Source organism: Streptomyces longhuiensis, assembly GCF_020616555.1.
GTDB classification, from domain to species: domain Bacteria; phylum Actinomycetota; class Actinomycetes; order Streptomycetales; family Streptomycetaceae; genus Streptomyces; species Streptomyces longhuiensis.
The window spans coordinates 2,165,464-2,183,657 of the sequence record NZ_CP085173.1; the positions used below are offsets into that span (position 1 = coordinate 2,165,464).

General features: G+C 72.7%; 18 protein-coding genes. 11 read left to right on the plus strand and 7 right to left on the minus strand.

Features of this window, described 5'->3' with window-relative positions; translation table 11 throughout:
- Window positions 1–121: 121 nt before the first annotated feature.
- From LGI35_RS10205 to LGI35_RS10225, 5 genes are read left to right on the plus strand one after another with little or no spacing between them, the layout of a single operon-like run.
- Complete coding sequence (locus LGI35_RS10205; RefSeq protein ID WP_227293577.1) at window positions 122–1,423, plus strand: MFS transporter; 1,302 nt, start codon at window positions 122–124, stop codon at window positions 1,421–1,423.
- The gene (locus LGI35_RS10210; RefSeq protein ID WP_227293578.1) at window positions 1,420–2,277 is read left to right on the plus strand and encodes a putative hydro-lyase; all 858 of its coding nucleotides are present in this window, start codon (window positions 1,420–1,422) and stop codon (window positions 2,275–2,277) included. The genes LGI35_RS10205 and LGI35_RS10210 overlap by 4 nt, the downstream gene beginning before the upstream one ends.
- A 33-nt stretch (window positions 2,278–2,310) precedes the next feature.
- Entirely contained in the window at window positions 2,311–3,102 is a 792-nt protein-coding gene (locus LGI35_RS10215) for a LamB/YcsF family protein (protein ID WP_227293579.1), read from the plus strand.
- Window positions 3,099–3,719, plus strand: a complete 621-nt coding sequence (locus LGI35_RS10220) for a 5-oxoprolinase subunit B family protein (RefSeq protein WP_227293580.1) — start codon at window positions 3,099–3,101, stop codon at window positions 3,717–3,719. The genes LGI35_RS10215 and LGI35_RS10220 overlap by 4 nt, the downstream gene beginning before the upstream one ends.
- A complete protein-coding gene (locus LGI35_RS10225) occupies window positions 3,716–4,585 on the plus strand; it encodes a 5-oxoprolinase subunit C family protein (RefSeq protein ID WP_227293581.1) in 870 nt (289 codons plus the stop codon). The genes LGI35_RS10220 and LGI35_RS10225 overlap by 4 nt, the downstream gene beginning before the upstream one ends.
- Window positions 4,586–4,663: 78 nt before the next feature.
- Here LGI35_RS10225 and LGI35_RS10230 read toward each other — a convergent pair whose 3' ends face one another.
- The 5 genes from LGI35_RS10230 to LGI35_RS10250 form a co-directional block, all read right to left on the minus strand.
- Entirely contained in the window at window positions 4,664–5,521 is an 858-nt protein-coding gene (locus LGI35_RS10230; protein WP_227293582.1) for an SGNH/GDSL hydrolase family protein, read from the minus strand.
- Complete coding sequence (locus tag LGI35_RS10235; protein ID WP_227293583.1) at window positions 5,518–6,807, minus strand: glycosyltransferase; 1,290 nt, start codon at window positions 6,805–6,807, stop codon at window positions 5,518–5,520. The genes LGI35_RS10230 and LGI35_RS10235 overlap by 4 nt, the downstream gene beginning before the upstream one ends.
- Window positions 6,804–7,928, minus strand: coding sequence for a glycosyltransferase family 4 protein (locus LGI35_RS10240; RefSeq protein ID WP_227293584.1), 1,125 nt, complete (start codon window positions 7,926–7,928; stop codon window positions 6,804–6,806). Before LGI35_RS10240 ends, LGI35_RS10235 begins: the two co-directional genes overlap by 4 nt.
- A 140-nt stretch (window positions 7,929–8,068) precedes the next feature.
- A complete protein-coding gene (locus LGI35_RS10245; RefSeq protein WP_227293585.1) occupies window positions 8,069–9,487 on the minus strand; it encodes a HEAT repeat domain-containing protein in 1,419 nt (472 codons plus the stop codon).
- Window positions 9,488–9,765: 278 nt separating this feature from the next.
- Window positions 9,766–10,158 carry an ankyrin repeat domain-containing protein gene (locus LGI35_RS10250; protein WP_116503526.1) on the minus strand — a complete coding sequence of 131 codons (393 nt, stop codon included), beginning with the start codon at window positions 10,156–10,158 and terminating at the stop codon, window positions 9,766–9,768.
- A 282-nt stretch (window positions 10,159–10,440) separates the two neighbouring features.
- Here LGI35_RS10250 and LGI35_RS10255 point away from each other — a divergent pair, with 282 nt between their 5' ends.
- Together LGI35_RS10255 and LGI35_RS10260 are read left to right on the plus strand one after the other, a co-directional pair.
- Window positions 10,441–10,635, plus strand: a complete 195-nt coding sequence (locus LGI35_RS10255) for a hypothetical protein (RefSeq protein WP_116503523.1) — start codon at window positions 10,441–10,443, stop codon at window positions 10,633–10,635.
- A gap of 37 nt (window positions 10,636–10,672) precedes the next feature.
- The gene (locus tag LGI35_RS10260; RefSeq protein ID WP_227293586.1) at window positions 10,673–12,295 is read left to right on the plus strand and encodes a hypothetical protein; all 1,623 of its coding nucleotides are present in this window, start codon (window positions 10,673–10,675) and stop codon (window positions 12,293–12,295) included.
- Window positions 12,296–12,314: 19 nt separating this feature from the next.
- Here LGI35_RS10260 and LGI35_RS10265 read toward each other — a convergent pair whose 3' ends face one another.
- Complete coding sequence (locus LGI35_RS10265; protein ID WP_227293587.1) at window positions 12,315–13,814, minus strand: SCO1417 family PLP biosynthesis transcription factor; 1,500 nt, start codon at window positions 13,812–13,814, stop codon at window positions 12,315–12,317.
- A 99-nt stretch (window positions 13,815–13,913) separates the two neighbouring features.
- Between LGI35_RS10265 and yczE the strand changes: the two genes are divergently transcribed.
- From yczE to LGI35_RS10285, 4 genes are all read left to right on the plus strand, one after another.
- The gene (yczE, locus tag LGI35_RS10270) at window positions 13,914–14,582 is read left to right on the plus strand and encodes a membrane protein YczE (protein WP_227293588.1); all 669 of its coding nucleotides are present in this window, start codon (window positions 13,914–13,916) and stop codon (window positions 14,580–14,582) included.
- Window positions 14,579–15,346, plus strand: coding sequence for a glycerophosphodiester phosphodiesterase family protein (locus LGI35_RS10275; RefSeq protein WP_227293589.1), 768 nt, complete (start codon window positions 14,579–14,581; stop codon window positions 15,344–15,346). Before yczE ends, LGI35_RS10275 begins: the two co-directional genes overlap by 4 nt.
- A gap of 46 nt (window positions 15,347–15,392) precedes the next feature.
- Window positions 15,393–16,751: an MFS transporter gene (locus LGI35_RS10280; RefSeq protein WP_227293590.1), complete on the plus strand. Its 1,359-nt coding sequence runs from the start codon at window positions 15,393–15,395 to the stop codon at window positions 16,749–16,751.
- Between the two features lie 255 nt (window positions 16,752–17,006).
- Entirely contained in the window at window positions 17,007–17,381 is a 375-nt protein-coding gene (locus tag LGI35_RS10285) for an RNA polymerase-binding protein RbpA (protein ID WP_164314920.1), read from the plus strand.
- 167 nt (window positions 17,382–17,548) lie between these two features.
- Here LGI35_RS10285 and fxsA read toward each other — a convergent pair whose 3' ends face one another.
- A complete protein-coding gene (gene fxsA, locus LGI35_RS10290) occupies window positions 17,549–18,130 on the minus strand; it encodes an FxsA family membrane protein (protein WP_227293591.1) in 582 nt (193 codons plus the stop codon).
- Between the last annotated feature and the right edge of the window lie 64 nt (window positions 18,131–18,194).

The following is an 18,194-nucleotide window of genomic DNA, read 5'->3' on the forward strand; positions in this document are numbered from 1 at the left end:
GGGTATTGAGGGATCGTTCAACGATCCTCTACCTTGGCGGACAGACGCGGATCCCCCCACGCTCCGCGTCCATCGGTTCAGCCCACTCAGGAAGCCCCCCATCCCCTCCTGCGAGGTGCCCATGAGCACGACCCCACCGCCCGACGCGACAGTGACCGCATCCCCCGCGCACTCTGGTGAACTCCCGCCCTCCGAGGGCGCGTTCGGCTGGCTGCGCGATCTCGGCCCGCGCGGCCGACGCGCCTTCGGGGGCGCCTTCGGCGGCTATGCGCTCGACTCGTTCGACTACTTCACGCTGCCGCTGAGCATGGTCGCGCTGGCCGCGTACTTCGGGCTCGACAGCGGCCAGACCGGCCTGCTGACCACGGTCACGCTCGTCGTCTCCGCGATCGGCGGCGCCGTCGCCGGCGTCGTGGCGGACCGCATCGGCCGCGTGAAGGCCCTGCTGATCACGGTCGTCACGTACGCGGTCTTCACCGTGGCCTGCGGATTCGCCCCCAACTACGAGACCCTGCTGGTCTTCCGCGCCCTTCAGGGCCTCGGCTTCGGCGGTGAGTGGGCGGTCGGCGCGATCCTCGTCGCCGAGTACGCCACGGCCAGGAACCGCGGCCGCACCCTGGGAGCGGTGCAGAGCGCGTGGGCGGTCGGCTGGGCGCTCGCCGTGGTCGTCTACACGCTGGTGTTCCAGTTCCTCGGCGACGACCTCGCGTGGCGGGTGATGTTCTGGACCGGGGCCCTGCCCGCACTCCTCGTCCTGTGGGTACGGCGCCAGGTGCAGGACGCCCCCAAGGCGACCGAGCAGCTGGACACGAGCGCGCGGAAGAGCTCCTTCGCGGCCATCTTCGCTCCCGGCCTGCGGCGCGTCACCCTGTTCGCCGTCCTCCTGTCCACGGGTGTCCAGGGCGGCTACTACACGCTCGCCACCTGGGTGCCCACCTACCTCAAGACGGAGCGCGGCCTGACCGTCGTCGGCACCGGCGGCTATCTCACGTTCCTGATCTCCGGCGCCTTCGCCGGCTATCTGGCCGGGGGCTATCTCACCGACCTTCTCGGCCGCAAGCGCAACATCGCGCTCTTCGCGCTGCTGTCCGCGGTGAGCATCGCCGCCTACACGAGCATCCCCGACGGGGCCAACAACCTTCTCCTTGTGCTCGGTTTCCCGCTCGGCTTCTGCATGTCGGCCATTTTCAGCGGCTTCGGCTCGTTCCTCAGCGAGCTCTACCCGACGGCCGTGCGCGGCACGGGACAGGGCTTCACGTACAACACCGGACGTGCCGTCGGAGCCGTCTTCCCCACGCTCGTCGGGTACCTCGCCGACAGCTGGGGCGTCGGCGGCGCACTCATCTTCGGTGCGGTGGGGTACGCACTCGCCGTGATCGCCCTCTTCGGACTGCCCGAGACCCGTGGAAGGGAACTCCTGTGAGCCGCACGCAGGACCGCCTCACGGAGACCCTCACCCCCGACTCGCCCGCGAGCGGTACGGATCTCGTCGACAGCCACGCGCACGCGTGGAGCCCGGCCGAGGCCCGCGCCCGCATCCGCGCCGGCGCCTCGGGGCCGACCGCGGGCTGGTCGCGCGGCCACACGCAGGCCAACCTCATCTCGGTTCCCGCCGACTGGGCCTACGAGATGCTGCTGTTCTGCCAGCGCAACCCCAAGCCCTGTCCCGTACTCGACGTCACGGACGCGGGAGCCTGGACCACCCCGCTGGCTCCCGGCGCCGATCTGCGCACCGACCTGCCGCGCTACCGCGTATGGGAGCACGGCGAGCTGACCGACGAGCCGACGGACGTCGTCGACCACTGGCGCGACGACCTCGTGTCGTTCCTCATCGGGTGCAGCTTCACGTTCGAGTGGGCGCTGTCCGAGGCCGGTGTGCCGATGCGCCACATCGAACAGGGCAGCAATGTCGCGATGTACACGACCAGCCGCCAGTGCCGGCCCGCGGGGCGGCTCCGGGGGCCGATGGTGGTGTCGATGCGGCCGGTCCCGCCGGAACATCTCGCGGCGGCGATCAGGGAGAGCGCGCTGCTGCCCGCCGTGCACGGCAGTCCGGTGCACTGCGGTGAGCCGTCCGGGCTCGGCATCGAGGATCTCGGGCGGCCGGACTTCGGTGATCCCGTCGCGCCGCAGCCGGGCGACATCCCCGTGTTCTGGGCGTGCGGCGTCACCCCCCAGGCCGCGGTGACGGCCTCACGGCCGCCGTTCGCCATCACGCACGCGCCCGGCCGCATGTTCCTGACCGACGCCCGCGACGAGCAGTACCGCGTCGCCTGATCCCGCAACACCCCACCGGGAGAAGAGGGTTCCATGACCTCACTGACCACGCAGGCCCCGCCGACGGCGGTGACCATCGACCTGAACGCCGACCTGGGCGAGGGCTTCGGCCGCTGGCGCCTCACCGACGACGAGCAGCTCCTGTCCGTCGTCACGAGCGCCAACGTGGCCTGCGGCTTCCACGCCGGGGACGCGGCCACGATGCGCCGCGTGTGCGCCCTCGCGGCCGAACGCGGTGTCCGGGTCGGCGCCCAGGTCTCGTACCGGGATCTGGCGGGGTTCGGGCGGCGCGCCATGGACGTGCCGCCCGACGAGCTGTCGGCCGAAGTGGCGTACCAGATCGGCGCCTTGGAGGTCTTCACGCGCGCGGCGGGCACGCGCGTGGCCTACGTCAAGCCGCACGGAGCGCTCTACAACCGTGTCGTCCACGACGAGGAACAGGCCCACGCGGTCGTCGACGGTGTCCGACTCGCGGATGACACCCTGCCCGTCCTCGGGCTTCCCGGATCACGCTTCCTGGAGGTGGCCGACGAGGCCGGACTGCCCGTGGTGACCGAGGCGTTCGCGGACCGGGCCTACACCGCGCGGGGCACGCTCGTGCCGCGCGGCAGCGAGGGCGCCGTGGTGACGGACCCCGAGTCCGTGGTCGAGCGGTCCGTCGGCCTGGCCCGCTTCGGAACGGTCACCTCGCAGGACGGGGCGCGTATCGCGGTACGCGCGCGCTCCCTGTGCCTGCACGGGGACACCCCGGGCGCGGTGGACCTCGCCCGCCGGGTGCGGGCACAGCTCGAGTCGGCGGGCGTCCGGGTGGAGGCCTTCGCATGAAGGCCCTTCCGGTCGGCGACCGCGCGCTGCTCGTCGAGGTCTCCGGAGGCGAGGAGGCCGCCGCGCTCCACGCCGAGCTGCTGCGCCGCCGCGCCGTCGGCGAACTGCGCGTACGCGAGATCGTGCCCGCGGCCCGCACCGTGCTGCTCGACGGCCTCGACGAGCCCGCGGGCCGCCTCGCCGCGCAGCTGCCCCACTGGGAGCTCCCGCCGCCGGCTCCACGCGAGGACGACGCCGTGCACATCCCCGTCCGCTACGACGGCCCCGACCTGGCGGACGTCGCCGCACTGTGGGGCGTTGCCGTCGAGGACGTGCCCCGCATCCACGCGGCAGCCGAGTTCCGGGTCGCCTTCTGCGGGTTCGCTCCCGGCTTCGGCTATCTGACAGGGCTGCCGGCCCGCTACGACGTGCCGCGCCGGTCGACGCCGCGCACGTCCGTCCCGGCGGGTTCCGTGGCGCTCGCGGGGCCTTACACGGGCGTGTACCCGCGCTCGTCGCCCGGCGGCTGGCAGCTGATCGGGACGACGGACACCGTGCTGTGGGACCACGCACGCGTGCCCGCCGCGCTGCTCGCCCCAGGGACCCTGGTCCGTTTCGTACCGGAGGTGACGGCGTGACGGACCGTGCCATGGCCGTCGTCCGGGCCGGAGCGCTGACCACCGTCCAGGACGAGGGCCGACCCGGACACGCCCATCTCGGGGTGCCGCACTCCGGCGCGCTCGACCTCCCCGCGTCCCGCCTCGCCAACCGGCTCGTCGGCAACCCGCCCGGGGCCGCCGTCCTGGAGACCACCCTCAACGGATGTGCCGTACGGCCGCGTTGCGACGTGACGGTCGCCGTGGTGGGCGCTCCGTGCACGGTGACCCTGGACGGACGGCCGGTCGCCTGGGGCGCGCCCGTACGGGTCCCGGCCGGCGCGCTCCTCGACCTCGGACCCGCGCTCTCCGGGGTACGCAGTTACGCGGCGTTCGCCGGTGGGGTGGCCGTCGAGCCGGTCCTCGGCAGCCGGTCGACCGACCTGCTCTCCGGGCTCGGCCCGGCCCCCCTCGCGGACGGCGCGGTGCTCCCCCTGGGCACGGTGTCGTCGGCGCACACGCGCGTGGACGTGGCACCGCAACCCGGACCGCCCCGTGAGTTGGTGCTGCGGATCTCGCTCGGGCCGCGCGCGGACTGGTTCACAGAGGCGTCCCTGCGCACGCTGACCACGCGCGCGTACCGCGTGTCGTCGGCGAGCAACCGCATCGGCCTGCGAACGGAGGGCCCGCCCCTGCTCAGGGCCTCGGAGGGCGAACTCCCCAGTGAGGGAATGGTCCTGGGGGCCGTGCAGGTTCCGCCGGACGGCAGGCCGGTCGTGTTCCTCGCCGACCACCCGACGACGGGCGGCTATCCCGTGGTCGCGGTCGTGCGCCAGGAAGACCTGCCCGCCGCGGCACAGGCGACCCCGGGCACACCGGTCCGTTTCGTCCCGGCGGCGGGCCGCTGACGGGAGACCCCACAGCGACCTCCGGCCCCCGGGACCGGACCCGCCCCCCACCACGTCACCTCGCGCGCCGTCCGCCCCTCATGCCGCGTCCGCCTGTTCCACGGCCGTCAGCGCCGCGAGCGCCGAGACCACCGAGCTGGAAGCCCGGAGGTCGAGACGGGCGCTGGTGCCGCGCGCCCGGTGGCGCAGTTCGTCTGCGGCGAGGGTGAGGAGCTGGGGAAGCAGGTCGGTGCACCGCCGTGCGACCCAGCCCGTGCCCGCCGTGGCGAGCCACAACAAGCTCGCCGAGCGCGTGGGCGCCGGCCGTTCGGGCTGTGGCGACGGCGGCGTGCCCAGGGCGCGCTCGTCGGCCGCGAGCAGTGCGTGGAACCGGGCGGCGAGCGTCCGGTGCCCCCGCTCGCCGGGGTGCAGCCGGTCCGCGCTCCACATGGAGCGGTCGGCGACCCATGCCCCCTCGGCCGCATGCAGATGCACGGCTCCGTATCGCTCGGACAGGGCGTGGACGACCGAGTTCACGGCCTGCTGCCGCCTCGCGAGGGGCCGGCCGAGCAGGCCGGGCAGCCCCAGCATCGTGCCGGGGTCGGGCAGGCACGCCGTGAGCAGGACCGCGCCCTGTTCCGTGAACGCCGCGTACACGTGGTCGAGGCGGGCGGCCACGGCGTGGATGTCGAACGTGCGGCGCAGGGTGTCGTTGACGCCGACGAGGACGGAGGCGATGTCGGGCCGCAGGGCGAGCGCCTGAGGCAACTGCCGGGCGAGGACGTCAGATGTCTGGGCGCCGCTCACCGCGAAGTTGTGGAACTCCACGGGCGTGCCCTCCGGGGCGAGCCCGGCGGAGAGCAGCTCGGCCCAGCCGCGCCAGGCGCCGCCCACCGGGTCGCCGACCCCTTCGGTGAGGGAGTCCCCGAGAGCGACGAACCGCAGGACCGGGCTCATACGGCATCCCGCCCGGTCACCCGCATCGGCACGTCGACCGTTCCTCGCAGAGGAACATCGTCCGTCCCCCGGAGAGGCGCGTCTGCCGTCATCTGGCGCGGCACATCAGCCGCCCCTCGGAACGGCACAACGGCCGTCACCTGGCGCGGCACATCAGTCTTCTCCCGGACCGCGTCATGCGCCTGGAGGAAGGCGTCCACCGCGGCGCCCCACCCGAAGCACTCCGCACGCGCGCGTGCCGCCTCGCGGCGTTCGTCGCGGGGCCGTGCGACGAGTGCCGTCACCGCGACGGCGAACGCCTCACCCGTGTCCTGTGCGACTCCCCCGGCGGGTCCCACGACCTCGGGCAGCGCCGACGACGCGCTGGCGACGACGGGTGTGCCGCAGGCCATGGCCTCGAGCGCGGCGAGCCCAAACGTCTCCGCCGGACCCGGCGCGAGGCACACGTCGGCGGCGGCCTGCAACGCCGCGAGCTGCCCGCGGTCCGCGACGTGCCCCAGGAACCTCACCGGCAGCCTCCGTGCGCGCGCCTGCTGTTCGAGCCGCGCCCGCAACGGCCCGTCCCCGGCGACGACGAGCACCGCCTGCGTACCCCGGAGACGGAGAGCGGCCAGCGTGTCGAGGCCGGTCCCGGGCCGCTTCTCCACGGAGAGACGCGAGCACAGGACGAGCAGCACCTCACCCGCGCGCGCGTACCGCTCCCGCACCGCAGGGTCCCGCAGGCCCGGGTGGCAGCGCTCCAGATCGACGCCGAGCGGGGCGCGGACGACGTTGCGCGCCCCGATGCGGATGAACTCGCGTTCGGCGTACTCGGTCGTGCACACCACGCGCGCGTAGGCGTGCGCGGTGCGGGAGTTGAGCGCGTCGGCGGCGCGCAGGGCGACCTTCTCGGGCAGGCCCCAGGTCCGCAGGACGCCGTCGGCCGTCTCGTGGGACACCATCACGGCGGGCACCCGGGCACGCCGTGCCCACTCCCCCGTCCACCTCAGGGTCGTGCGGTCGGACACCTCGATGCGGTCGGGGGCGAGACGCTCGAGCAGTTCGGCCACGCGCCGCCGGTCGGTGAGGACGCGGTAGCCGCCGGTGCCGGGAAGCAGCGTCCCCGGCAGCGTGATGACGCGGCCCTGCGCGCTCTCGTGCTCGCCGGCCCGCTCCCCGGGCACGATCAGGACGGGCTCGTGCCCGGCGGCGCGGTAACCGGCCCCCAACTCCCGCAGGGCGGTCCGCAGTCCGCCCGAGGCGGGCGCGACGAAGTTGGCGAGACGCACGATCCGCAGCCCGCTCATGCCGCCACCGCCGTCCGCGCGTCGAGGACCTCTTCGTAGTGGCCGACGAGCTGGTCGCCGACGGCCTCCCAGGTCCGTCCTTCGACCGTGCCGCGGCCGGCTGCCCCGTAGGCGAGGCGGCGCAGCGGGTCCTCGGCGAGCGACCAGACGGCGTCGCGTACGGCGGCCGCGTCGCCGGGTGCGACGAGGAGCCCGGTCCGGCCGTGCGCGACGAGGTCCAGCGGCCCGCCGGCGGCGGGCGCGATCACCGGCACGCCGCTGGCCATGGCCTCCTGCACGGTCTGGCAGAACGTCTCGTAGGGGCCCGTGTGGGCGAAGATGTCCAACGAGGCGAAGATGCGGGCGAGTTCGGCGCCGGTGCGGCGGCCGAGGAAGACGGCGCCGGGGAGTGCCTCGCGCAGGCCGGGCTCGCTGGGGCCGTCGCCGACGACGACCACGCGCACGCCGTCCAGGGCGCACGCACCGGCCAACAAGTCGACTTGTTTCTCCGGGGCGAGGCGGCCGACGTAGCCGACGATCAGCTCGCCGTCGGGGGCGAGTTCGCGCCGCAGGGCTTGGTCGCGCAGGTCGGGCCGGAAGCGGGCGGTGTCCACCCCGCGCGGCCAGAGCCGCACGCGCGGCACCCCGTGCACCTCCAGGTCGCGCACCGCGGCGCTGGACGGGGCGAGTGTGCGGTCGGCGGCACCGTGGACGCCGCGGATCCGCCGCCACGCGGTGGCCTCACCGGCCCCCATGTACGTACGCGCGTAACCGGCGAGGTCGGTCTGGTAGACGGCGACGGCGGGGATCCGCAGCCGTGACGCGGCGGCCATGCCACGTACGCCGAGGATGAACGGGCTGGCCAGATGGACGAGTTCGGCGCCGTGCGCGGCCAGGGCGGCGGCGACCCGGCGGCTCGGCAGCGCCACCCTGACCTGCGGGTAGCCCGGCAGGGGCAGGGACGGCACCCGTATGACGGGGCAGGGGGAGTCGGTGTCGGCGTCAGGGCCCGGCGCGGTGGCCGGGGCGATGACGAGGGGGTCGTGACCGCGGGCGGCGAGGTGCCGGGCGGTCTGCAGGGCGCAGTGAGCCACACCGTTGATGTCGGGGGGAAAGGACTCGGTGACGATGACGACACGCATACCGGTGTTGTCGTCGCGTCGAGCGTGGCCACGTCAACGTGGATCTTTCCTGGCGAGGAACGTCCCATGAGCGTTGGCCCTCGCCCGCCGGCGGCCGGGAGGCAGCGTCCTTCGAGCGTTGCCTCCCGGAAAGCCGCCGGTCACAAAGCCGTCGCGTCCGGTCCTATTCTGCTGCGCACCGCGGTCTGCACCTCGGCCTCCTCGGCCGGGTCGGCGGCGAGTCTGCGGAGCTGGTCCACGACGCGCGCGTCGCCCGTCTCCGCGTGGCGCGCGGCGACCTCGCGGGTCGACTCCTCGCAGTCCCACAGGCATTCGACGGCGAATCCGGCGGCGAAGGACGGGTCGGTGGCGGCCAGGGCCTTGGCGGCGTGTCCGCGCAGATGGGACGAGGCGGTCTCTCGGTAGACGTGGCGCAGGACGGGGGCGGCGCAGGCGATGCCGAGGCGTCCGGCTCCGTCGACCAGGGGCCACAGTGTCGGTGCGTCGGCGCCTTCGCCGCGCACCGCCTCGCGCAGTGCGGCCAGGACCAGTTCGGTGTCCTGGGCGCCGCCGCGGCAGGCGAGCATGCGTCCTGCGGCGGCGCCGAGGGCGTCGGGCCTTGGGGCCCAGCGGCGGGCGCGCTCCAGGGAGGCGACCGTCCGCATGCGTTCGAAGGCGTCGAGGGCAGCGTCCACGACGGCGTGCGAGGGGCTCTCCACGGCGGCCTCGATCAGATCGAGTACGTCGGGATCATGGGCGTCGGCGAGATAGCGCAGGGCTGTGCTGCGGGCGCCGTCGTGCCCGGTGAGCGCGGCCTGGACGATCTCGGCCCTGTCGCCGGGGCCGGCGACGGCGGTCAGGCAGCGCGCGGCGGGCACGTACAGGACGGCTCCCCGTTCGAGGCCTTCCTGGGCCCAGTCGAAGACGGCCCGCACGCTCCAGCCGGGGCGTGGCCCGGAGGGGCGCATCTGGCGCTGCCACTGGTCGAAGGAGCCTCGTTCCCGGGCGGCGCGCACGCGGGCACCGATGGCTTCCCTCGGGTCGTCCGCCCACAGCCGCCAGGGGCGCGGTTCGTAGGCGTCGCGCACGGCGGCGGCGAGTTCGGCGTCGCCCTCGGCGTCCTCGGGGAATCTGTCGAGGATGGGGGCGGCGAGCACGCGCAGCCCCGCGTCGTCGTCGCGCAGGGCCAGCTCGTCGAGCGCCCAGGCCCAGCTGGACCCGAAGGCGGCGTAGCGGCGCAGCAGCTCGAGGGCGTCCCGCCTGCCGTACGAGGCGAGGTGGCCGAGGACCGCGAGCGCGAGGCCCGTGCGTGACTCGTCCGTATTGAGGACGTCGTCGGGGTCGAAGAGGTGTCGCTCGATCTCCCCGAGCTCTCCGTGGAGGTCGAGGTAGAGACGGGCGTAGTAGAGCGAGCGGTTCTCCACCTGCCAGTCGTGGCGGGGGTCGCTCAGCACACAGTGATTGAGAGCCGCGAGCGCTTCGGCGCGCGGCGCCGTCAGCGCGTGCAGGGTGCCGTCGCCGCGGCCCCTCTGCAGCAGGCCGAGCAGCGTACCGCTGGGCGCTATGACCGGATCGAACATGGGAAACAGCCTCACATCAAGCGTCGACGCAACCGGGGGAACTGCACTACCTGGCCGCGCGACAACACTGCGGGGCGCCCGCCGTCTCTTGCTTGCTGTAGACCATCTTCCTCTGCCTCTCGTCTGTGGCCCGAATCGGACCGTTCACGGCCCACGCGGTGTGGCACCATCTGCCCCGCCGTCGCGTCCGTAAATCACGTCGTCATGATGACCCAGCGGTTCTTCCCGCCGCGACCACATTTCCCGCTCCCCCGTTCTGGCTGGTCAAAGCCGGTGTCTCAGGAAGTGCCGAAGAGCTCCAGAAGCTCCGCCTTGCCGAACATCCGGGCGGTGTCGACCGCCGACGGGGTCCCCGCCGCCGGGTCGGCGCCGCCGTCCAGCAGTGCCCGGATCACTTCGTCCGCGCCCTTGAAGACGGCGCCCGCGAGCGGGGTCTGGCCCCGGTCGTTGGCACGATCGGCGTCGGCACCGCGCGCGAGGAGCGCACGGACCGCCTCGGCGTGCCCGTGATAGGCGGCGAGCATCACGAGGGAGTCGCCACGGTCGTTCGTGAGGTTCGCCGATACGCCCGCGTCGACATAGGAGGCGAGCTGTTCGCTCTCGCCCCGGCGCGCAAGATCGAAGATCTTGGTCGCCAGTTCCACGACCTCGGGGTCGGGGACTTCGCTCATCGGAACAGACCGCCTTTGCGTGTACGGAGTGCTACGACCGTGCGGCCGTACGAGTGAATCGACAGAGTACTGCCCGGTTCGGCACATGAGCAGCGCCGACCGAGGCAAAGATCACGAAGAGCCCTGACGGCCGTACGGCACACGCCCAGGAGGCTCACGGGACGCCTGCCGAACGGGTGAAATCAAGAATATTCCACCCGTTTGCACCTTTTATCGTATAGATACATGCTGTGAGCCTGGAAGAACTCATGGTGACTGTCCCCATCGACCAGGAGAACTCAAATGATCCTGTCCATCTCAGGCGTGGTGCTGCTCGGAATCATCGCCTTCCTCTTCTTCCGCAAAGACGGACTCAAGGCATCGCATGGCCTGACCTGCGCCCTCTTCGGGTTCTACCTCGCGGGCACCGCCATCGCCCCGAGCATCAAGGCCGGCGGCGCGAGCCTGGCCGGCCTGCTCGGCGGGATCAAGTTCTGACCCCCTCCCCCCTCGCACGCACCATCAGGAGACAGAAGTGGCTCGGCGCCCCCTCCCCCGCATTCTGAGCAACGGCAGCGCCCCCATCGCCCGGAGCCGGGAACTGGCACGGACGGCAGCCGACGGGGCCACCGACGTACTCCATCCCCTGATCACGATCACCAAGGGCCTGGGCCGCCTGGCGTCCGCCGGGCGGCACAAGTGGGCCGACACCCCGAAGGACCGGCGCGGCCCGCTGCTGTTCCTGGTGGCGGCCCTGGTCATGGTCGTGGTGCTGATTCCGTACGGGCCGCTGCTGGCGCTCATCACCCTGATGGCAGCGGCCGCATGGAAGGGCCGGGACCACACCCCGCCGGCGCCGACCGGCCCCGACGAGTCCCAGGTCGAGCGGCTCACCGCTCTCTACGAGGCGCTCGTCCCGTACTTCTCCGTCCCAGAGGACCCGAACCCGCTCTTCGCCCACGGCGGCGACTGGGAGAAGGCCTTCGAGTCGTACGACTTCGACGACGACGGGCGCGTCTCACGCATCGTGGTGCGCTACCCCGCGTATTTCACGGACGGCGAGGCCGACTCCCGCGCCCGCATCGAACAGCTCCTGCACGCCAAGTCCGGCCGGGGCCGCGAGTACCACTTCGAGTGGGACGAGGAGGGCAACCGGCTGGCGGTCACCGTCCTGCCCCCGCTGCCCACCGACATCGCCGCCCAGCGCTTCGTCACGGCACCGGGCGAAACGGTCCTCGGCTTCACCGACGAGAGCGGCACCCAGCGGACCCTCCCCCTCGGTGACGGCGACGAGCAGCGCGATGTGCCGCCCGTCGTCTGGCGCACGGGCGTGCGCTCCACCGAGCCGCATCTCCTCGCCGTCGGCCACCCCGGCAGCGGGACCACCTCGCTCCTGCGCTCGATCGCCCTCCAGGCCCTCCAGCACGGTGACGTCCTCATCGTGGAGGGCAACGGAACGGGCGACTACGCGTGCCTGACCGGACGCAGCGGCGTCCTGGCCGTCGAGTGCGGGCTCGCCGGCGCGCTGGCCAGCCTGGAATGGGCGGCCCACGAGACGGAGCGGCGCCTGATCGCCGCGAACCGGGCGCGCCAGGCCGGCCACCCCGTGCCCGAGGACACCCGGCGCCCCCTGTGGATCCTGTTCGACCGGCCCAGCGTCCTCGGTCATCTGGCCGCGGCCGACGGGCGCAAGGACCCGCAGACCCTGCTCCAGGTCCCTCTGCGGCACGGGCGCGCGGCCAACGTCACGGTCGTCGTGGCCGACCAGTTCGACAGCCTCGACGCGCTGACCGACGCCGTCTGTCAGCACACACGCGCGCGCGTGGTGCTCGGCCCGGCCACGTACGACCAGATCGAGGACGTCCTCGGGGTCGCGCCCCACACGACGCCCACCCCGGACGTCCCGGCAGGACGGGGCTACGCGCGCCTCGGGGCGGGGGCCGTCCACCGCCTCCAGGTGCCGGCCACCCCCGACCCGTACGACGACGCGACGAGTGACGCGGACCGGCAGGCGGTGCTCGCGCTCCTCCCCCAGCGGACGACGTCGGCCGACGACAGCCCGGAGGCCGAACCGGTCGTCGAAGCGGCCGAGCCGGTCGAAGCCGTGGAAGCCGTGGAAGCTGTGGGTACGGTGCGGACGGTCGCCGCCGAGGGGTGACGGCCGGGCCCCACCGGCCCTATGCGATGAGCGTCCGCGGCGGCTCCGCCCCGGACGCTCCGCCTTCCCGCACGAGCCGCGCCGCCGCCGCGAGCCGCACCGCCGCCTCGTCGGCGACCGCCCCGGAGACGGTGAACGGCAGCCGCACATAGCCCTCGAAGGCGCCGTCCACCCCGAAGCGGGGACCCGAGGGCACCCGCACGCCGACGCGTTCGCCGACCTCCGCGAGCCGGGACCCCGACAGACCTCCGGCGCGCACCCACAGCGTCAGCCCGCCGACCGGTACGTCGAACTCCCAGTCGGGCACTTCGCGGCGCAGCGCGGCGACCAGCGCGGCACTGTTGTCCCTCGCCTGGCTGCGGCGCAGCTCCACGGCGTCCTCCCAACCGCCCGTACTGAGCAGCCAGTTCACGGCCAGCTGCTCCAGGACCGGCGTGCCGAGGTCGGCGTAGGCGCGCGCGGCCACGAGGCTGCGGATCACATCGGGCGCCGCCCGCACCCAGCCGATGCGCATGCCCGCCCAGAACGCCTTGCTCGCCGAGCCGACCGTGATGACGGTGGAGCCCGCCGGATCGAAGGCGCAGACGCGGCGGGGCATGTCCAGGTCGGGGTCGAAGTGGAGCTCGGTCATGGTCTCGTCGACGACGAGCACCGTGCCGGCCGAGCGCGCCGCCTCGACGAGCTGCCTGCGCTGGTCCTCGTCGGCGAGCGCCCCGGTGGGGTTGTGGAAGTCGGCGACGACGTAGGCGAGCCGGGGCGCCGCGTCGCGCAGGACCTGCCGCCAGCGGTCGAGGTCCCATCCCGCGAGCCCCTCGGCCATGGCGACCGGGACGAGCCGGGCGCCCTCCTCGCGCATGAGCTGGAGGATGTTGGCGTACGAGGGTGACTCGACGGCGATGCGCTCGCCGCGGCCCGCGAAGAGATGGCAGATCGCGTCGATCGCACCCATCGCGCCCGTGGTCACCATGATCTGCTCGGGCATGGTCGGAATGCCGCGGGCGGTGTAGCGCTCGGCCAGCATCTCGCGCAGCGCGGGCAGGCCCGCAGGGTAGTCACCGTGGGTGTGCGCGTAGGGCGGGAGCTCGCCGAGCGCGCCCTGGACGGCGCGGGTCAGCCAGGGCTCGGGGGCGGGCAGGGCCGCGGTGCCGAGGTCGATCATCGAGCCGAGAGCCTCGGGCGGCAGGGGTTCGAGGCCGCGCGCGGGCAGCGGGTTCCCGGCGGGCACGGCCGTCCAGCTGCCCGCTCCCCTGCGTGATTCGAGGAACCCCTCGCCGCGCAGCGCCTCGTAGGCGGCGGCGACGGTCGTGCGGCTGACGGCCAGGGAGACGGCGAGCTCGCGTTCGGCGGGCAGGCGCGCCGCGACGGGCACGCGGCCTTCGAGGACGAGGAGGCGGATGCCGTCGGCCAAGGCACGGTAGGCGGGCGGACGGCGGCTTCCGGGGCCCGGAGGGCGCGTCTGCTGGGAGGTGAGCAGCCGGGCGAGCTGAGCCGCGCCCACCGCCGAAGTCCACTGAGCCATGGAGTCCAGTCCACCTTCCCCGAATTGGCCATGGTTGGCCTGTGTTCCCAAGCCACAGAGTGTCATGCGACAGGCCACTACCACCACAGGGGGCTCCACTTGTCCGCGTCGTCCACGCCACCCGGCCCGGGTCTCACTCGGCGCCTCCTCCAGCTCTATGTCGGCCTGGCGCTGTACGGCGTGAGTTCCGGCCTCCTCGTGAAGGCGGGGCTCGGCCTGGAGCCGTGGAACGTGCTCCACCAGGGCCTCGCCGAACTCACGGGGCTCTCCATCGGCGTCGTGTCGATCATCGTGGGCGCCCTGGTGCTGCTCCTGTGGATCCCGATCAAGCAGCGTCCCGGCCTCGGCACCGTCTCGAACGTCTTCGTGGTCGGCATCGCGATGGACGGCGCGCTGGCCGTCGTCCCCGATGTGCACGCCCTCGGGATCCGGATCCCGCTGATGGTGGCGGCGATCGTCCTGAACGGCGTGGCGACGGGCCTCTACATCGCCGCCTCCTTCGGGCCCGGCCCGCGCGACGGCCTGATGACGGGGCTGCACCGGCGTACCGGCCGCTCGCTCCGGCTGGTGCGCACGACCATCGAGGTCGCGGTGGTCGTGACGGGCTTCGTCCTCGGCGGCACCATCGGCGTCGGCACCGTCCTGTACGCCGTGGCGATCGGCCCGCTGGCCCAGGTGTTCCTGAGGGTCTTCGCCTCCCCCGCGCCGCCCGAGGCACCCACCGCGGTTGCCGGCGCGTCACCCGAAGGGGCGATACTTCCGCGGTGACCACGCGCGTACGCCATCCCTATCTCGACCGTTCCGGACCGCTGGCCTTCGCTCATCGCGGCGGGACGGCCGACGGCCTGGAGAACACGATGGCGGCGTTCCGGCGCTCCGTGGACCTCGGCTACCGCTACATCGAGACGGATGTGCACGCCACGTCCGACGGCACGCTCGTGGCCTTCCACGACGCGACGCTCGACCGGGTCACCGATGCGGCGGGCCGGATAGCGGACCTCCCTTGGAGCGACGTGCGCCCCGCGCGCGTGGCGGGCCGCGAACCGGTGCCGCTCTTCGAGGAACTCCTGGAGACCTTCCCCGACGTGCACTGGAACGTGGACGTCAAGGCCGAACCCGCGCTGCTCCCGTTGCTCGAGCTGATCGGCCGCATGGACGCGTGGGACCGGGTCTGCGTCGGCTCGTTCTCGGAGACCCGGGTGGCCAGGGCACAGTCCCTCGCGGGTCCCCGCCTCGCCACGTCGTACGGCACGCGTGGCGTGCTCGGCCTGCGGCTGCGGTCCCTCGGGCTGCCCGCGGCGCTGCGCCCTTCGGCGGTGTGCGCCCAGGTACCCGTGGCCCAGTCGGGGATACGCGTCGTCGACCGGCGCTTCGTCCGCGCGGCCCACGCGCGCGGGCTCCAGGTCCATGTGTGGACCGTCAACGACCGCGCACAGATGAGTGAACTCCTCGACCTCGGCGTGGATGGCATCATGACCGATCACATCGAGACGCTGCGTGACGTGCTCAAGGACCGGGGAGCCTGGACCTGACCGCCCGCCGGCCGCGTCCGGACACGGGGACAGCGAGGGGGCGCGGGTGGGCAGCGACACCGTGCGGGCGGAGCCGGCGGGCGACGAGGCGGCGCAGCGGCGCCGGGAGCAGCGGGGCTGGTACTTCTACGACTGGGCGTGCTCGGTCTACTCGACAAGCGTCCTCACGGTGTTCCTCGGGCCGTATCTGACGGCGGTCGCCAAGTCGGCGGCGGACGCGGACGGCTTCGTGCACCCGCTGGGGATACCGGTCCGGGCGGGCGCGTTCTTCGCGTACGCCGTCTCCGCCTCGGTCATCGTCTCGATCCTGGTGATGCCGCTCGCGGGTGCGGCCGCCGACCGTACCGGCCGCAAGAAGCCGCTGCTCGCGGTCTCCGCGTATCTGGGGGCCGCGGCGACCGCCGGGATGTTCTTCCTGGACGGGGACCGCTATCTGCTGGGCGGGTTCCTGCTCGTCGTCGCCAATGCCTCGCTCGCGGTGTCGATGGTCCTCTACAACTCGTATCTGCCCCAGATCGCGCCCCCCGAGGAACGCGACGCGGTCTCCTCGCGCGGCTGGGCGTTCGGCTACGCGTCCGGGGCGCTCGTCCTCGTGGCGAACCTCGTCCTGTACTCCGGCCACGACTCCTTCGGTGTGTCCGAGTCGACGGCGGTACGGATCTGCCTGGCCTCCGCGGGCGTGTGGTGGGGCGCGTTCACGCTCGTACCGCTGCGGCGCCTGCGGGACCGTCGCACGGCACCCGCCGGTGACGGGGCGGCGACGGTGCCCGGCTGGCGTCAACTGGCCTCGACCGTGCGCGACATGCGCCGTCGCCCGCTGACGCTCTCGTTCCTGCTCGCCTATCTGGTCTACAACGACGGCATCCAGACGGTGATCTCGCAGGCATCCGTGTACGGCTCGGAGGAGCTCGGCCTCGACCAGTCGACGCTGATCGTGGCGGTGCTGCTGGTGCAGGTCCTCGCCGTGGCGGGTGCGCTCGCGATGGGGCGCCTCGCCCGTACGTACGGTGCGAAGAACACGATCCTCGGCTCGCTGATCGCCTGGACGGTCACGATCGGGGCCGGTTACTTCCTGCCGTCGGGGGCGCCGGTGTGGTTCTTCGCGCTGGCGGCCGGGATCGGGCTCGTGCTCGGCGGCACGCAGGCGCTGTCCCGTTCCCTTTTCTCGCATCTGGTGCCGGCCGGCAAAGAGGCCGAGTACTACTCCGCATACGAGATGAGCGACCGGGGAATGAGCTGGCTCGGACCGCTCGTTTTCGGCCTCGCGTACCAGCTGACCGGCAGTTATAGGGATGCCATCGTGTCCCTGGTGGCGTTCTTCATGATCGGCTTTGTGCTGCTTGCCCGGGTTCCGGTGAGGCAGGCGGTGCGCGACGCGGGAAATCCCGTACCCACCCGGATTTAGCACCAGGGGCCAAAGGCCGGTAGTGTACGCGTTTGGCCTGCCAGGCGTACCGTTACTGCACGTCAATATCGCAAAACGCTGGGTGACATCTGCTGGCAGATGTGACAAACCGGACGCCGGTGGGTACAACAAGGGGCGGCTACGACGGCGACGCATGACCCGGAACCGGGAATCTTTACCGCCGACCGGACGTTGACCGGATGACGACGACAGCGACACCTGTCCTGTGGGCGACAAGCCCGGGAGGCACGATTCATGAGTGAGCGAGCTCTTCGCGGTACACGCCTCGTAGTGACGAGCTACGAGACGGACCGCGGCATCGACTTGGCTCCGCGCCAGGCCGTGGAGTACGCATGCGAGAAGGGACATCGTTTTGAGATGCCCTTCTCGGTGGAGGCCGAAATTCCGTCGGAGTGGGAGTGCAAGGTCTGCGGGGCCCAGGCACTTCTCGTGGATGGCGACGGCCCTGAGGAGAAGAAGGCCAAGCCCGCGCGTACGCATTGGGACATGCTGATGGAGCGGCGTACTCGCGAGGAACTCGAAGAGGTCCTCGAGGAGCGGCTCGCCGTTCTCCGATCGGGCGCCATGAACATCGCGGTGCACCCGCGCGACAGCCGCAAGTCCGCCTGATCCCACGGGAGCAGCGGGAGCGCGACTGAAGAAAGCCGTGGGCCGGACACACGTCACGTGTGTCCGGCCCACGGCTTTTCGCGTGTCCGGCGCCGGTCTTCGCGGTCCGGCGCCGGGCGGGGCTCAGGCCGGGCGGGGCTCAGTGAGCTTCTGGGCCCCCCGCGGGCTCAGGGGGCGATCGGGGGGCGCGGACCCGCGTCGGGACGCTGTGCGGGCCGCTCATCGTCCTTGATCACCTCGCCCTGGATGACCGTGCCGTCCGGCCGGTGCATCCGGGCCTGCTGGAAGGCGTCGCCGAAGGTCCCGGGGGCGGCCGACTGCATCTTCCGCTCGATGGTCCGCTCCGTGTAGCGGCTCAGGGTCGTGCGGACGGGCGGGACGAGCAGGAGGAGACCCAGGGCGTCGGAGACGAGGCCGGGGATCATCAGCAGCAGACCGGCCAGCATCACCAGACCGTTGCCCTCGGAGCGCTGCCCGCCTGCCGGGACCGCGCCGCTCTGCTGCCGTTGCAGCGTCTCGCTCAGATTCCTGAAGGCCCGGCGCCCGGCGCGCTTGATGACGACGGCGCCGAGCACGATCCCGGCGAGCAGCAGCAGGAAGACGGTGAACCCGCCGGCCGCGCCGGCCACCACGGTCAGCAGCCAGATCTCCAGGACCAGCCATGCGGCGATACCGAGCGGCAGAAACGTGCGGACCCGGGAACGCCGGGGCGTGGCGGGGCGCGAAGCGGACGGTGTGCCTGTGGTCATGCACCCAGTGTGCCTGGGCCCCGGCGCAAGTGGCGTAAGGGGGAGATCAAGATCGACGGAGGCT